The sequence below is a fragment of the Streptomyces sp. NBC_00090 genome (genome assembly GCF_045160815.1).
In the GTDB taxonomy this organism is placed as follows: Bacteria; Actinomycetota; Actinomycetes; order Streptomycetales; family Streptomycetaceae; genus Streptomyces.
This window is the reverse complement of the sequence record NZ_CP108224.1, coordinates 4,899,351-4,914,116: the sequence shown is the minus strand read 5'-3', so window position 1 is coordinate 4,914,116 and position 14,766 is coordinate 4,899,351. Positions and strand designations below refer to the sequence as shown.

Below are 14,766 nucleotides of genomic sequence, written 5' to 3'. Positions count from 1 at the left end.
TCGTCAATTCGCTGGTGTCCGGCATGAGAGATGCGTAAGTTACGGGAGCCGCGATAGGGGCTTACACACACAAGGGGCCGGCCACACATGTCCATCGACTCGCTCAGACGATCAGCTCACGCGACGGTTTCCGGCTTCCCCAGGGGCTTCTGGTGGCTCTGGCTGTCGACCTTGGTCAACAGGACCGGGGCCTTCGTCCTGACTTTCCTCTCCCTGTACCTGACCCAGGAGCTCGGGCACTCCGCCTGGTTCGCCGGACTCGTCGTCGCCCTCCACGGCCTCGGAGGCGTCGCCGGCTCGCCGCTCGGCGGCACGCTCGCCGACCGCTGGGGCCGGCGCCCCACCATGGTCACGATGCACCTGGCCGCCGCCGCCTGCGCCGCCGCCCTCGCCGTCGTCACCAGCCCCTGGGCGATCGCCACCGTCGTCCTCCTCATGGGCGTCGCCATGCAGGCCGTCCGGCCGTCCATCAACGCCACGATCGCCGACATCGTCCCCGCCCACGACGTGCGCCGGGCGTACGCCCTCAACTACTGGGCCCTCAACCTCGGCTTCGCCATCGCCTCCATCGGCGGCGGCGCCGCGGCCTTCCTCGGTTACCGCACCCTCTTTGTGGTCGAAGCCGTCGCCACCGTCCTGTGCGCCGTGATCGTCTTCCTGCGGCTCCCCGAGACCCGCCCCGAGGCCGCCGTCGACCAGCGGGGCGAGCCCGTCGCCGAGGAGAAGGTCAGCATGCTGACCGTCCTCCGCGACGCCCCCTTCCGCACCCTCGTCCTGCTCAACCTCTTCGTCTGCCTCGTCTTCACGGCCCCCTGGATCGGCCTCCCGCTGACCATGGCCGGCCAGGGCCTCGCCCCCTCCTCCTACGGCATGGTCATCGCCGTCAACGGCATCGTGATCGTCGGCTTCCAGCTGCTCGTCAACAAGCTCACCGACAAGCGCTCCCCCGTCCTCCTGCTGAGCCTCTCCGCCCTCCTCTTCGCCTTCGGCACCGGCGCCACCGCCCTCGCCGGCTCCCCCGTGGCCTTCGCCGCGACCGTGGTCGTCTGGACCGTCGGCGAGATGATCCACGTCCCGACCAACGCCGCCGCCACCGCCCGCCTCGCCCCCGAGCACGCCCGCGGCCGCTACCAGGGCGTGATGGGCATGTCCTGGGCGGTCGCCGGCTTCGTCGCCCCGATCGCGGCCGGCGTGATCGTCGGCGGGCCCGGCCCCGACGTCCTGTGGATGGCGACCACCGCCATCGGCGTCCTCGCCGCCGTCGGCTACTACACCCGGCTCCGGAAGGCCCTGGCCGACGACACCTCCCCGCGGGACAGCGCCCCTGAGGTCCTTAAGGGACAGAGCCCCTATGCCGATGCCGATACCAGTGCCCGTGCTGATGCGGGTGCCGGTGCCGGTGCCGGTGCCACCGGGCAGGCTTCCGTCAGCGCCTGAGCTCACTCCGTCCCGTACGCCGCCCACCGTACGAGGCCGAACCCCTCCCCCTCCCTGCGCACTTCGACGGCTCCGGCCCCGCCGAAGTGCGCAGGCACGACCAGCTCCCGTTCGTCGGCGGCCCGTTCGAGGATCCGACGACGGCTGGCCGCCGCCCGGCCCGCGTCGAGGCAGTAGCAGCTGGCGCAGGACGGTTCGAGAAGCTGTACGGGGCTGTGCAGCAGGTCTCCGACGAAGACGGCCCTCTCTCCCCCGGACGCGAGCCGCAGCACGGCCGAACCGGGCGTGTGGCCGGGCGCCGACTCCAGGGTCAGGTTCCCGTCGACGCGGTGCTCGCCGTCCCACAGCCGGACCTGCCCGGCACGGTGGACCGGCGCGACGCTGTCCTCGTAGACGAGCCGGTCGTCCTCCTGGAGGCCGTTGCCGTACCCGTTCTCCGGGCCGTAGTGGAAGTCGTCGGCGGCCGGTACGAGGTACTCGGCGTTCGGGAAGGTCGGCACCCATTCCCCCTGGACGTCCTGCGTGTTCCAGCCGACGTGGTCGGCGTGCAGGTGGGTGTTGACGACGACGTCGACGTCCTCCGGGCGGACGCCGGCCCGCTCCAGCCGGCCCAGGAAGTCCCCCTGCCGCCGGTGGAAGTGCGGCGAGTGCGGCCGCTCGCGCCCGTCGCCCACACCGGTGTCGACCAGGACGGTCCGGCCGCCGCTGCGCAGCACCCAGCTCTGCAGCGCCATGACCGCGCTGTCGCCGTCCGGCGCCCAGTGGTCCGGCGCCAGCCACTCCTCGTTGTCCTTCCACACATCTGCCCCGACCCCCGGAACGATGCCGCGGGCCGGACCGAACGGGCCCTGCCACTCGACGACCCGGATGATCTCGACGTCTCCCAGCACGATGCTCTGCGCGTTCTCGTTCTCCGTGTTGTTCATGTGGTCGACCCTAGGGAGCCTCCAATGAGCCTCTCAATGCCCGTTCTGCTCCTCTGGATACGCGTGCGTCTCATACTTGAGGGCTGCGAGACGTACGCTGTCGTCATGGACGTGGTGAGCGACGCGATCTCGGCCGTACGCGTCGGGCGGCCCTCCTCCGACCGCGTACGGGTCGGCGGCGACTGGTGCGCCCGGCTGGACCCGTACGACGGGGCGGGCTTCCACGTCGTCCTGAAGGGCAGTTGCTGGCTGCTGCCCGACGGCGGCGACCCGATCGCGCTCGGCGCGGGGGACGCCGTGCTGCTCCCGCACGGCACGGGGCACGTCATCGCCGACTCGCCCGCCGACGCGGCGACCGTGGCGCGCGCGGTGTCGTTCGCCCGGTGGGCCGACCGGAAGCCGCCACCACCGCCGCCGCCCGCCTTGCACGCGCCCGAGCGCGAGGTCGAGATGGTCTGCGGCAAGTACCGGCTCGACCGCGGCCACGCCCACCCGCTCCTGGTCGAGCTCCCCCCGCTCGTCCATCTGCCGAACCACGTCGGCCGCCACCCCGAACTCCGCGCCGCCATCGACCTCCTCGGCGGCGAGCTCGACGAGCGGCGACCCGGCTCCTGCATCGCCCTGCCCAGCCTGCTCGACCTGCTGCTCGTCTACATGATCCGTTCCTGGCTGGCCGAGAGCACCGGCGGCGCCTGGCCTGCCGTCCTCGGCGACCCGGTGGCCGCCGCCGCCCTGCGGGCGCTGCACTCCGACCCGGCCGCCCCCTGGACCAACGAGCTGCTGGCCGCCGAAGCCGGCGTCTCCCGGCCCACCCTGGCCCGCCGCTTCACCGCGCTCGTCGGCCGGCCCCCGATGGCGTACCTGACCTGGTGGCGGCTGACGCACGCCGCCACCCTGCTCCGTGACACCCCGGACCCGCTGGCCACGGTCGCCCGCCGCGTCGGCTACGGCTCTCCGTACGCCCTCTCGCACGCCTTCCGCCGGGAGTTCGGCACGACGCCGGGCCAGTACCGGAGCGGCCAGGGCATCGCTACCTCCCCCTGAGCGCCCGCTGCGCCTCGTACAGGTTCCGCGGACGCACCGACTCCGGGCTTCCGTACGCCTCCACGCGCGCGTGGAGCTCGCCCGCGAAGTCCGGGACGTCGATCTGACTTGTCGCCGCCGTAGCGGGAGCCGTACGGGCCGATCAGCTCGGTGAGGTTCCGGGTCGCGAGCAGGGTCGTACGGCCGGAGCCCGCACCGCGCAGGACGACCCCGCTGTGGCCGATGCGGAGGTAGTCGTCGATCCGGTACGTGCCCGGCGGCAGCAGCACCGTGCCGCCGCCCCGCTCCCCCGCCGCCACGAGGGCGCGGTTGATCGCGGGGGCGGAGTCGATGCCGTGCACATCGGTCGCTCCGCGACGGGCGTCGGGGGCGGCCCCGTAGGTCAGCGGGTGGGTTTCTGGGTCAGGTTCTTGAACGCGTCGAGGTTGCGGGTCGACTCCCCGCGCGAGACCCGCCACTCGTACTCGCGCCGGATCGCCGACGCGAACCCCAGCTCCAGGAGCGTGTTGAAATCGCCGTCCGCCGCCTCCAGGACCGAGCCGAGCAGCCGGTCCAGTTCCTCGGGCGTGACGGCGGAGAGCGGGAGCTTCCCCGCGAGGTAGACGTCACCGAGGCCGTCGACCGCGTAACTCACCCCGTACAGCCTGAGGTTGCGTTCGAGCAGCCAGCGGTGGACGCCCGGCTCGTTCTCGTCCGGGTGCCGGATGACGAAGGCGTTGAGGGAGAGCGAGTGGCGGCCGGCGCGCAGCGACAGCGTCGTGAAGAGCTTGCGCGTGCCCGGGAGCTTGACCACGTACGAACCGGCCTCGGGGGACTCCCACTCCAGTTCCGCGTCGTCGAAGGTGGACTCGATGATCCGCCGTACGTCCCCCGTCACGTCCTCAGCCATGGTGGGAGCGTACGCGACGGCGGTTCTCGCGGACCCGATGGTCGTGCATGGCGGCCGTGTACACGTCCGCCGTGCCGGAGGCCGCCGTGTCCCAGCCGAACGACCCGGCGTGCAGGGCCGCCGCCGCGCCCATCCGGTCCGACAGGGACGGATCGGCCACGAAGCGGCCGAGCGCGCGGGCGTAGTCCGCCGGGTCGTGCCCCGGGACGAGGAAGCCGGTCACGTCGTCCCGTACGGCGACGGGCAGACCGCCCACCGCCGCTGCGACGACCGGGGTGCCGGCCGCCTGCGCCTCGATGGCGACCAGGCCGAAGGACTCGCTGTACGAGGGCATGACGAGGACGCTGGCCGCGCGGAACCAGTCGGCGAGCCGGTCCTGCCCCACCGGCGGGTGGAAGCGCACGACGTCCGCGATGCCGAGCCGGGCGGCGAGCTTCTGGAGGCCCTCCGGCTTGGCGAGGCCGCTGCCGCTCGGGCCGCCGACCACCGGGACGATCATGCGCGAGCGCAGCGAGGGGTCCCGGTCCAGGAGCACGGCGGCGGCGCGCAGCAGGATGTCCGGGGCCTTCAGCGGCTGTATGCGGCCGGCGAAGACGGGGATGAAGGCGTCCTGCGGGAGCCCGAGGCGGGCGCGGGCGGCGGCGCGGCCGTCGGCGGGGCGGAAGTGGTCGAGGTTGACGCCCGGGTGGACGACCGCGATCTTGCCGGGGTCGGCCTCGTAGAAGCGGGCGAGCTCGTCGGCCTCCTCGGCCGTGTTGGCGATCAGCCGGTCGGCGGCGGAGACGATCTGGGTCTCGCCGATGACCCGGGCGGCGGGCTCGGGGGTGTCGCCCTCGGCGAGCGCCGCGTTCTTGACCTTCGCCATGGTGTGCATCGCGTGGACCAGCGGCACGCCCCAGCGCTCGGCGGCGAGCCAGCCGACGTGGCCCGAGAGCCAGTAGTGGGAGTGCACGAGGTCGTAGTGGCCGGGGCGGTGGCCCGCCCACGCCTGCATCACGCCGTGCGTGAAGGCGCAGAGCTGGGCCGGCAGCTCCTCCTTGGCCAGGCCCTCGTAGGGGCCGGCGTCGACGTGCCGCACGAGGACGCCCGGGGTGAGCTCGACGACCGGCGGGAGGCCGCCGGTGGTGGCCCGGGTGAAGATCTCCACCTCGATGTCGATGGCGGCGAGGCGCTTGGCCAGCTCGACGATGTAGACGTTCATGCCGCCCGCGTCGCCGGTGCCCGGCTGGTGCAGCGGGGAGGTGTGGACGCTGAGCATGGCCACCCGGCGCGGGACGCGGTTCCGGCCGGGGAGCCGGAGCCGGGTCGGCGCCTGATGCCGGTGCCGGGTACCGGCGAACCGGGACACGTACTGGCTCACGTCGGCGGTCCTTCCGCTCGGGGGCTGAGCTGAACACTGAGCTGAACACTGTGGAACTGCACTGCGTAGGGCATGACGGCTGAAGGGCGGGTAAGGCCCTTCAGCCCCGACAACAGCGGAATGCTCCCTTTCATTTCCGGCGGCCCGGGCGCTTTGCCAATTCATTACCGGTCGAGAACGACCGAGGAACGGTCACACCTGGTCACAGCCGGTCCGCCGCACTCCACCCCTTACGCTCATGTCATGGCCCCGCGCACCACCCGCCCCGTCGGCACACCGACCCGCGGGACCACCAACCCCAACCGTCTGCGCCGCATGGACCGCTGGATCGCCGCCGTCCACGGGCCCGCCCTGCGCCGCTCCGCCGAGCCTCCCGTCGCCGTCGACCTCGGTTACGGGGCCGCCCCCTGGACCGCCGTCGAGCTCCTGGCCCGGCTGCGCACCGCCGAGCCCCGCACCCGGCTCCACGGCATCGAGATCGAGCCCGCCCGGGTCGAGGCGGCGAAGCCGTACGAGCACGAGGGCCTCTCCTTCCTGCACGGCGGCTTCGAGGTGCCGGTGCCCGGCACCGTCGCCCTCATCCGGGCGGCGAACGTGCTGCGCCAGTACGACGAGGAGCAGGTCGCGGCCGTCTGGGCGCGGCTGTGCGGGCGACTCGCGCCCGAGGGGCTGCTCGTCGAGGGCACCTGCGACGAGATCGGGCGGCGGCACGTATGGGTGGCCCTCGACCGGAACGGGCCGCGCACGGTCACCTTCGCCACCCGGCTCGGTTCGCTGGAGCGGCCCTCCGACCTGGCGGAGCGGCTGCCGAAGGCGCTCATCCACCGGAACGTTCCGGGCGAACCGGTCCACGCCTTCCTGCGGGACTTCGACCGGGCCTGGGCGGCGGCCGCCCCGTACGCCTCGCTGGGCGCGCGGCAGCGGTGGATCCGCTCCGTACGAGAACTGGCGGCGGACTGGCCGCTGACGGACGGTCCGCGGCGGTGGCGGCAGGGCGAGGTGACGGTGCGGTGGGAGGCGCTGGCGCCGCGGCTCTGACGGCCCGGAAGCCCTCGGGACCCCCTTCCCCCGCCCTCCCCCTGTCCTTCCCTGCCGCTGCCCTGCCTCCCCTGTCCTCCCCCGTCCTTCCCCTGTCCTTCCCCTGTCCTTCCCCTGTCCTTCCCCCAACTCGCGCTGAATTTCTCGTACGTCGGGAACGCCACTCGCACATCACTCGTCCCCTCAGGGGAGGGTCGGCCCGACAGGCCCCGGTTTCCCCTGTTGCTTTCCGGTTTCGCATGGCACTATCGCCAAGGTCACCGCTAAGTTACTGACGGTAAATCAGATGTAGAGATGCAGAGATGCAGAAGTAGACGCGGGCCGTTTACGAGGGGGAGCTTGTGAACCGACGTCGCCACACCACCGCCGCGATCACCGTGATCTGCGCCCTGGCGGTGCTGGCCTCACCCGCACTGACCCTCCAGGCCGCCGCCGCGCCGCTCCCCCCTCCCCCGCCGAAGAAGAGCCTGGAGGAGGTACGCAAGGAGATAGACGGCCTGTACCGGCAGGCCGCCGTCGCCACCGACGCGTACAACCTCGCCGAGGGGAAGACCAAGGAGCAGTCCGCCGAGCTCGTCCGGCTCGCCCGGATGATCGTGGAGGGCCGCGAGAAGATCGAGGACCTCAAGGCCAAGGCCGGTGCCGCCGCCCGCGCCCAGTACCGCAACGGCGGACTCCCGGACAGCGCGCAGCTCGTCCTCACCAACGACCCCCAGCTCTTCCTCGACAACGCGGGACGGCTCAAGGCCGGCGCGAAGGCCACCACCGACCTCCTCGGCGAGATGGCCCGCACCCAGGCCGAGTTGGGCGTCTACGCCAAGGACGCCGGCGCCAACTGGACCAAGCTGGAGGCCCACCGGGTCAAGCAGGCCCAGGCGAAGAAGGAGATCAACGACAAGATCGCCGCCGCCAAGAAGCTGGAGTCCGAGCTCGCCGCCGAGGAGCGGGAGCGACTGCGCCGCCTGGAGGAGCAGGCGCAGTACCGGGCCCAGACGTCCTGGCTCGACACCGGCATCCTCGGCGACCTCAAGACCGGGGCGACCCCGCAGGGCACGAAGGCGGTCGAGTTCGCGACGGCGCAGATCGGCAAGCCGTACGTGTGGGGGGCGGAGGGACCGGACTCGTTCGACTGCTCCGGACTCACCCAGCTCGCCTGGGGCAAGGCGGGCCTCCCGATCCCGCGCACCTCGCAGGAGCAGTGGCGACTGCTGCCGCGCGTGGACATCAAGGACATGCGGCCGGGCGACCTGATCGTCTACTTCAAGGACGCGAGCCACATCGGGATGTACATCGGCAAGGGCGCGATGGTGCACGCGCCGCGCCCCGGCCGGAACGTGACCATCGCGGGGGCCGGCTCGATGGAGATCCTGGGCGTCGTCCGCCCGGGCTGATGCGGGCACGCCACCGCCCGGGCTGACAAGGCCACGCGACCGCCCGGGCCGACGCGGCCACGCGACCATCCCACCGCGTCTGCGCCCTTCATGGGCGCGGCGCGTCCACGCCTCCCGGGGTGCCAAACCGGACGGAAGCCACCCCGGCGGCGTGACCTTTCTCATTGCCGCGGGAGCGTCCCGCAGGTCGCCGCGGACCTCCCCGCGGCAACTACCTCCCCTTCCGCGGCATATGCCAACGCAGGAAAGACCGGCCACGCGCTGATCACCATTCCGCTGCGTACCGACCTACCGCTAGGGTCCGGGACGGGCGGGGCGCCACCCGGCGCCCTGCGCACCCTCGGGGGGAGGGAAGGAAACCCGGACCGATGCCCGTATCCGTACCGCGTCAGAGAATCGTCTCTGCTGATGTGGGACCCGGCGACGCCACCGCTATGGACGCCACCGCTATGACTGGCACCGCTATGACTGGCACAGGCACAGGAACCGACCGCGATCGCAACGATCTCACCCTCCTGGTCGTCGAGGACGACCCAGCGGGTGCCCTCGCCGTACCCGAACTGCTCGACGCGGCCGACGCCGCCGGCACCCGTGTACGCATCCGGACCGCCCGCAACCTCACCGAGGCCGAGCGGCTCCTCACCGACGACGTCCACTGCGTCCTCGTCGACCTCTCCCTGCCCGGCCCCCGCGCGGCCGCCGGGGACGACCCGCTCGCCCCGCTGCGCCACATCCTGCGCCTCGCCCCGCGCCACGCCGTCCTCGCCCTCGCGGCCTCGGCGGACGCCGAGCTCGCGGCCGAGGCCGTACGGGTCGGGGCCCAGGACCACCTCTTCCGCGAGGAGCTCGACGGACGGCTGCTCAGCCGGGCCATCCGGTACGCCGTCGAGCGCAAGCGCGCCGACGCCGTCCAGGTGAAGCTGGCCGAGTCCCGGCTGCGGGCCCAGGAGAACGCCCGCCTGGAGCGCGGACTGCTCCCGACCCCCCTCCTGGAGGGCTCCGACCTGCGGTTCGCGGCCCGCTACCGGCCCGGCCGCTCCCGCGCGCTGCTCGGCGGCGACTTCTACGACACCGTGCGCACCCCCGACGGCACCGTCCACGCCATGATCGGCGACGTGTGCGGCCACGGCCCCGACGAGGCGGCCCTCGGGGTCGAGCTGCGGATCGCGTGGCGGGCCCTGACCTTCGCGGGCCTGTGCGGGGACGAGCTGCTGTCGACGATGCAGGAGGTCCTGGAGCACGAGCGGGAGAGCGACGAGATCTTCGCGACCCTCTGCACCGTCGACATCGCGCCCGACGGACGCCGGGCGGGCCTCTGCCTCGCCGGCCACCCGTCCCCCCTGATCGCCCGGCAGGGACGGGCGGCCCATCTGCTCCCGTACGAGGACGGCGGTCCGGCCCTGGGACTCCTGCCGCGCGCCCGCTGGCCGCGCCGCCAGGTGGAGCTGGGCGGGGCGTGGAGCCTGCTCATGTACACGGACGGGCTGATCGAGGGCCGCTCGGCCGGTCCCGGTTCGCCGCGGCTCGGGCAGGACGGGATGGTCCAGATGATCAACCGGCAGCTGGCCGAGGGCCTGCGGGGCGAGGAGCTCCTGGAGGCGGCGGTGACGGAGGTGCGGTCGCTGAACGGCGGCGAGCTGACGGACGACGTCGCCGTCCTGGCCCTGGAAAGGGAGAGGACCCGGGGTTAGCGCCCGGGCCCTGTCTCTCTGCTGTGGTTCCGTCACTGCTTCCGCTCGGCTATCGGCCGCCGTTGCTCGGCTATCGGCCGCCGTTGTAGGGGCCGTACGGTCCGTCGCTGCTGGAGCCGCCGCCACGGCGGCCCCGGCCTCCGCCGGAGACCTGCGCGAGCGCGGGGCGCACGTCCACCATGAAGACGATGGCGGCGATCAGCCCGGCGATCTGCAGGAACAGCATCGGCAGCAGCAGGTTCAGGGCGAGGTTGATGCCCAGGATGATCAGCCAGAACTTCTTCGTCTGCTTCTCGGCTGCGCGGTAGGCGTCCTCGCGTGCCATGGCGGCGAAGACGAGCGCGGCGACGGCGAAGCCGGTGAAGACCAGGAAGATCACCAGAGTGAGAAGGGAGTCGAATCCCGCGCGCAACATGCTGAGCACCGCCTAGTGGTGATGTGGAGAGAGCACCTCGCGGTCAAGGTACCCGGTACAACGCGCCGAGTACCCGTTTTGGTGCCCGGCCCTGCTCCTTCGCCGCCACTTCCCGGCCCGCCACTACTCCGTCTCGGCGGCGGCGACCGTCGTCTTCTTGGCGGGGGCCTTCCGGGTGGTGGCCTTCTTGGCCGCCGGTGCCTTCTCGGGCGCGGCCTCGGCCTGCGGCTCGGTCTCGGCCGCGACGACCGTCGGCTCCGACTTCTCCGCCTTCGCCGGCTTCTCCTCGGTCTTCGGCTCGGGCTCGACGACGACGGCGATCTCGGTGATCTCCTCGGCCGCCTCGCCACGCCACGCCCTGACGGCCTCCTCGCCGTGGGCGGCGACCTCCTCGTACTTCTCGCGCGCCTTGACCGCGTACTCGGCGGCCACGCCGACCCCGCGCAGGGCGAGGTCCTGGGCGGTCTCGCCGAACTTCTTGAGGTCCGTGTCGAGGACGCCGACGACCTCGGCGAACTTCGACTGCACGGTGACCTGGGCCTCCTTGGCCTGCGCGGTCACCTTCTCCTGTACGGCCTTCGGGTCGGTCTTGCGCACGGCCTCGATACGGGCGGGGGCCTCGGCGGCGATCTGCTCGATCAGGCCGGGGACCTTCTTGGCCTGCTGCACGGCGAGGTCGGCGGTGCCGGCGGCGAAGTAGAGAGGGGTACGCAGTTCGTCGATGATGGCCATGCTGGTGGTCCTCCCGGGTGTGACGTACGTGTGGTGTACGTGTGGCGTGCTAGCTCGAAGTCGATGACGGCGATGTCGGTGATGACGGCGATGACGGAGATTCGGCATCGGGCGCGGCGGTGTCCCGCGCGGCCGCCTCGTCAGCCTCTGCGGCCTTGTCAGCCTCAGCGGCCTCGGCGGCGCGCTCGGCGTTCTCCGCGGCGTTCTCCTTGCGGAACGAGTCGTAGATCTGGAGCAGCACCTGCTTCTGCCGCTCGTTGATCGAGGGATCGGCCAGGATGACGGCGCGCGTCTCCAGCTCCTCCCGCTCCTTCTCGTCGAGGATCCCGGCCCGCACGTAGAGCGTCTCGGCCGAGATCCGCAGCGCCTTGGCGACCTGTTGCAGCACCTCGGCGCTGGGCTTCCGCAGCCCCCGCTCGATCTGACTCAGGTACGGGTTCGACACGCCGGCGGCGTCGGCGAGCTGGCGCAGGGACAACTGCGCGGTCCGCCGCTGCTCGCGGAGGTACTCACCGAGATTGCCGACGTTGAGCGATGCCATGCTCCGACCATGCCAGCACTTGCTAACTATTGCAAGCAGGTGCTTGCAGGTGTCGCCCTTCTCCCCGGCCCCGGCGACCTCCGCCGTGCCATGCTGGGGAACGTGACCCTGGAAGACCTGGTACGGCTGCGCCGCGCGCGGGACGTGATGGATCGCGACTACGCGCTGCCGCTGGACGTACCGGCCCTCGCCCGGGTCGCCCTCATGTCGGCCGGGCACTTCTCCCGCAGCTTCCGCGCTGCCTACGGCGAGACGCCGTACAACTACCTGATGACCCGCCGCGTCGAGCGGGCGAAGGCGCTGCTGCGGCGGGGCGACATGAGCGTGACCGAGGTCTGCTTCGCGGTCGGGTGCACCTCGCTCGGATCGTTCAGCTCGCGCTTCACCGAGCTGGTGGGCGAGACCCCGAGCACCTACCGGGCCCGGTGCCACGAGGCGGGCGCCGCGATCCCGGCGTGCGTGGCGAAGGTCCTGACGCGCCCGAACAGGAACGGCTAGGCCCTGTCGTCAAAGTAGCGCCGTCTGCCCGGAGGGCAGGGGACGCGGCGTCCGGTGCGTGCGATCGCAAGGCGCCGGGGTGCCCTCGTAGCGGAGCTACTAGGGCATTTCGGCAACGCGGCGAGCGTGCGTGCCGGACGCCGCGTCCCAGGCGGGACTTTGACGACAGGGCCTAGGGCCCAGCGGAGTGCCCCCTGCGCCGTTCCGGCGAACCGGTCAGGATCGGAGAAGCGGACAGCGGCCCTCCGCCGTAGCGTCGAAGCCATGAACGTCAAACTCTCGCAGTGCTTCATCGCCGTCGACGACCACGACAAGGCGCTCGGCTTCTACCGCGACGCCCTCGGGCTCGAGGTCCGCAACGACGTCGGGTTCGAGGGGATGCGCTGGGTCACCGTCGGTTCGCCCGCGCAGCCGGACGTGGAGATCGTCCTCGAACCCCCGCTCGCCGACCCCAACGCCTCGGCGGCCGACCGCCAGGCCATGGCGGAGCTGCTGGCCAAGGGCATGCTGCGCGGCGTGATCTTCGCCACCGACGACGTCGACGCCACGTTCGAGCACATCCGGGCCGCCGGCGGCGAGGTGCTCCAGGAACCGGTCGACCAGCCGTACGGCGTCCGCGACTGCGCCTTCCGCGACCCGGCGGGCAACATGCTCAGGTTCTCGCAGCCTCGCACACCCTGACGCTCTCCCCTTCGCCCCTGACCCCTGTCCACTCCTGGGCCCCGTCCGCCCCTGTCCAGCCTGTCCGCCCCCGTCCACCTCCCTGTCCGCCCTCCCCCTGACCCGGGGCCGCCCGCCGTGCCAGCATGTCGGGAGGTCCGAGGTCAACAGGGAGGGCGGACATGGCAGTTGAGCGCATCTGGCTGGACGTTCCGTACGCCGAGAAGGACGAGGCGAAGCGGGGCGGGGCACGCTGGGATCCGGGGGCCAGGCGGTGGTACGCACCCCGGGAGGGGATGACGGAGCTGACGCGCTGGACCGCCGGCGCCGACGTACCCGATCTGCTGCCCGGGGAGGACCGCGGGCTCGGCGACGGCCTCTTCGTCGACCTCGTACCGCGGACCTGCTGGTTCACGAACGTCCGGTCCTGCGTGGCACAGGCCGACTGGGAGCGGCTGCGCCGGATGATCACACGCCGGGCCGGACGGCGCTGCGAGGCCTGCGGCGCGGGCGAGGACCGCGCGGCCGGGCGGTGGCTGGAGGCCCACGAGCGGTGGACCTTCGACGAGGCCGCGCGGCTCCAGACCCTGAAGCGGCTCATCTGCCTGTGCACCGACTGCCACGAGGTCACGCACTTCGGCCTCGCGCAGGTGCGCGGTGTCGAGGACCGGGCCTTCGCCCATCTGACGAAGGTCACCGGACTGAGCGCGGCGGCGGCCCGGGAGCACGTCCGGTCCGCCTTCGCCGTCTGGGAGCACCGCTCCCGGTACGACTGGGAGCTGGACCTCGGGATCCTCACGGGGGCGGGCATCGCCCTCGCCCCGCCGCCCGGGGCGGGCGAGCGCGCCCGGGTCGCCGGGGAGACGCTGCCCCGCCAGGCGGGTGAGCGGTCGTGGTGAGCCCGCGGCGGCGCGCGGACGTCATCGACGAGACGGCCAACCCGGGACAGCGCCGCTTCGCGGGCCCCGCCACCGGGGACGAGCGGCAGATGCTGGCCGGGTTCCTGGCGGACCAGCGCACGACCCTGACACTGAAGTGCGCGGGCCTCACGGAGGACGTGGCCCACCGCGCCGTCGAACCGTCGACACTCTCCCTGCTCGGCCTGGTACGCCACCTGGCCGACGTCGAACGCCGCTGGTTCCGCCAGGTCCTGGCCGACCAGGCCGACGCGACCCCGCTCTTCTCCTCCCCCGCCGACCCCGATGGGGACTTCGAGGGCGCGACAGCCGACCCGGCGACCGTCGCGGAGGCCTGGGCGGCCTGGCACGCGGCGGTGGACTTCGCGGAACGGTTCACGGCCGAGGCCCCCGACCTCGACGTCTCGGGCCACGACGACTGGCGCGGAACGGTCTCCCTGCGGTGGGTCCTCATCCACATGATCGAGGAGTACGCCCGCCACAACGGCCACGCCGACCTCCTCCGCGAACGCATCGACGGCACGACGGGCCTGTAGGAACGCGACCCGCCCCCGCTCTCCGCACCCGCCCCGGCTCACCGCCCCCGCCCCGGCCCCCGCTCACCGCCCCCGCCCCCGCTCACCGCACCCAGGCGGCGAGCAGCGCGTAGTCCCCGTCGCCCAGCCCGCGCCGGGGATCGACGCGGTGGAGGAGCGCCCGGCCGGGATGGCGGGCGGCGACCCACTCCCGGTCGGCGGCCCCGATCTCGTCGTCCACCCAGGCGAACGGCCGCCCCCCGGCCCACGCCACGAGGGCCGGGGTCTTCCAGTGAAGACCGGGGAGCGCGGGCGGACCCGGCTCCTCCGGGCCGTCCGGCCAGGACACCAGCGGCAGGTCGGGCAGGCCGAGGCGCGGGGCGACCCAGGCGTTCGCGTCCGCCTCCCAGGTCGTCGCCCACACCAGCTCGTACGGCAGCGCCGCGAGCCGCGCCCCGTGCGCCGGGTCGAGTCGCGCGAGGAGCGGGCTCACGGACGCGGGCGGCACGGGCGGGTACGTCGGGTACGCCCCGTCGCGCGCGCCGAACGGGATCAGCGGCCCGTCCACGTCCAGGAAGAGCAGTGGCGCCCCCGGCTGTGCCGTCAGCGGTGCTCTCAGCGGTGCCGTCATGCCCTCATGGTGCCGGGGCGAGGCCGGCCGGCGCCCCGGAGAAACACTCGTCCACTTCTAGAAGATCCGCCACGGATCGAC

At 72.7% G+C, this 14,766-nt stretch carries 17 protein-coding genes; 9 read left to right on the top strand and 8 right to left on the bottom strand.

All coding sequences use genetic code 11. The features are described 5' to 3' along the window. The first annotated feature begins 87 nt into the window (after positions 1–87). Complete coding sequence (locus OG361_RS21955) at positions 88–1,437, top strand: MDR family MFS transporter (RefSeq protein WP_405855999.1); 1,350 nt, start codon at positions 88–90, stop codon at positions 1,435–1,437. Positions 1,438–1,439: 2 nt separating this feature from the next. On the opposite strand, the gene OG361_RS21950 is transcribed toward OG361_RS21955, so the two are convergent. Then, positions 1,440–2,363 carry an MBL fold metallo-hydrolase gene (locus OG361_RS21950; protein WP_405855997.1) on the bottom strand — a complete coding sequence of 308 codons (924 nt, stop codon included), beginning with the start codon at positions 2,361–2,363 and terminating at the stop codon, positions 1,440–1,442. A 105-nt stretch (positions 2,364–2,468) separates the two neighbouring features. On the opposite strand from OG361_RS21950, the gene OG361_RS21945 reads away from it, so the two are divergent. Continuing rightward, entirely contained in the window at positions 2,469–3,407 is a 939-nt protein-coding gene (locus OG361_RS21945) for an AraC family transcriptional regulator (protein ID WP_405855995.1), read from the top strand. Here the strand turns inward: OG361_RS21945 and OG361_RS21940 are convergent. Genes OG361_RS21940 through mshA form a run of 3 tightly spaced genes read right to left on the bottom strand, consistent with a single transcriptional unit; the run spans position 3,308 to position 5,656 of the window. Then, positions 3,308–3,748, bottom strand: a complete 441-nt coding sequence (locus tag OG361_RS21940) for a glycosyl hydrolase family 28-related protein (RefSeq protein ID WP_405855993.1) — start codon at positions 3,746–3,748, stop codon at positions 3,308–3,310. The genes OG361_RS21945 and OG361_RS21940 overlap by 100 nt on opposite strands. Positions 3,749–3,789: 41 nt before the next feature. After that, complete coding sequence (locus tag OG361_RS21935) at positions 3,790–4,296, bottom strand: YbjN domain-containing protein (RefSeq protein ID WP_405855991.1); 507 nt, start codon at positions 4,294–4,296, stop codon at positions 3,790–3,792. After that, on the bottom strand, positions 4,289–5,656 hold the full coding sequence (gene mshA, locus OG361_RS21930; RefSeq protein WP_405855989.1) for a D-inositol-3-phosphate glycosyltransferase: 1,368 nt from the start codon (positions 5,654–5,656) through the stop codon (positions 4,289–4,291). The genes OG361_RS21935 and mshA overlap by 8 nt, the downstream gene beginning before the upstream one ends. Before the next feature lie 243 nt (positions 5,657–5,899). Between mshA and OG361_RS21925 the strand changes: the two genes are divergently transcribed. The 3 genes from OG361_RS21925 (at position 5,900) to OG361_RS21915 (ending at position 9,776) form a co-directional block, all read left to right on the top strand. Continuing rightward, positions 5,900–6,694, top strand: coding sequence for a class I SAM-dependent methyltransferase (locus OG361_RS21925; protein WP_405855987.1), 795 nt, complete (start codon positions 5,900–5,902; stop codon positions 6,692–6,694). Positions 6,695–7,035: 341 nt separating this feature from the next. Continuing rightward, positions 7,036–8,085: an NlpC/P60 family protein gene (locus OG361_RS21920; protein WP_405855985.1), complete on the top strand. Its 1,050-nt coding sequence runs from the start codon at positions 7,036–7,038 to the stop codon at positions 8,083–8,085. A gap of 464 nt (positions 8,086–8,549) precedes the next feature. Then, positions 8,550–9,776, top strand: a complete 1,227-nt coding sequence (locus OG361_RS21915) for a PP2C family protein-serine/threonine phosphatase (RefSeq protein ID WP_405855983.1) — start codon at positions 8,550–8,552, stop codon at positions 9,774–9,776. Positions 9,777–9,846: 70 nt separating this feature from the next. Here OG361_RS21915 and OG361_RS21910 read toward each other — a convergent pair whose 3' ends face one another. From OG361_RS21910 to OG361_RS21900, 3 genes are all read right to left on the bottom strand, one after another. Continuing rightward, a complete protein-coding gene (locus tag OG361_RS21910) occupies positions 9,847–10,191 on the bottom strand; it encodes a DUF2516 family protein (RefSeq protein WP_405855981.1) in 345 nt (114 codons plus the stop codon). Positions 10,192–10,314: 123 nt separating this feature from the next. Further along, entirely contained in the window at positions 10,315–10,923 is a 609-nt protein-coding gene (locus tag OG361_RS21905) for a hypothetical protein (RefSeq protein WP_405855979.1), read from the bottom strand. Between the two features lie 49 nt (positions 10,924–10,972). Then, complete coding sequence (locus tag OG361_RS21900) at positions 10,973–11,464, bottom strand: helix-turn-helix domain-containing protein (protein ID WP_405855977.1); 492 nt, start codon at positions 11,462–11,464, stop codon at positions 10,973–10,975. A 90-nt stretch (positions 11,465–11,554) separates the two neighbouring features. Between OG361_RS21900 and OG361_RS21895 the strand changes: the two genes are divergently transcribed. The 4 genes from OG361_RS21895 to OG361_RS21880 all read left to right on the top strand — a co-directional run bounded on the left by OG361_RS21895 (position 11,555) and on the right by OG361_RS21880 (position 14,075). Further along, the gene (locus tag OG361_RS21895) at positions 11,555–11,962 is read left to right on the top strand and encodes a helix-turn-helix transcriptional regulator (RefSeq protein ID WP_405862381.1); all 408 of its coding nucleotides are present in this window, start codon (positions 11,555–11,557) and stop codon (positions 11,960–11,962) included. A 264-nt stretch (positions 11,963–12,226) separates the two neighbouring features. Continuing rightward, entirely contained in the window at positions 12,227–12,643 is a 417-nt protein-coding gene (locus OG361_RS21890) for a VOC family protein (protein WP_384569939.1), read from the top strand. A 161-nt stretch (positions 12,644–12,804) separates the two neighbouring features. Continuing rightward, positions 12,805–13,521, top strand: coding sequence for a DUF5710 domain-containing protein (locus tag OG361_RS21885; protein WP_405855975.1), 717 nt, complete (start codon positions 12,805–12,807; stop codon positions 13,519–13,521). After that, complete coding sequence (locus tag OG361_RS21880; protein WP_405855973.1) at positions 13,515–14,075, top strand: DinB family protein; 561 nt, start codon at positions 13,515–13,517, stop codon at positions 14,073–14,075. Before OG361_RS21885 ends, OG361_RS21880 begins: the two co-directional genes overlap by 7 nt. A gap of 82 nt (positions 14,076–14,157) precedes the next feature. Here the strand turns inward: OG361_RS21880 and OG361_RS21875 are convergent, their stop codons facing one another. Next, on the bottom strand, positions 14,158–14,661 hold the full coding sequence (locus OG361_RS21875; RefSeq protein ID WP_405862379.1) for a hypothetical protein: 504 nt from the start codon (positions 14,659–14,661) through the stop codon (positions 14,158–14,160). Positions 14,662–14,766: the final 105 nt, after the last annotated feature.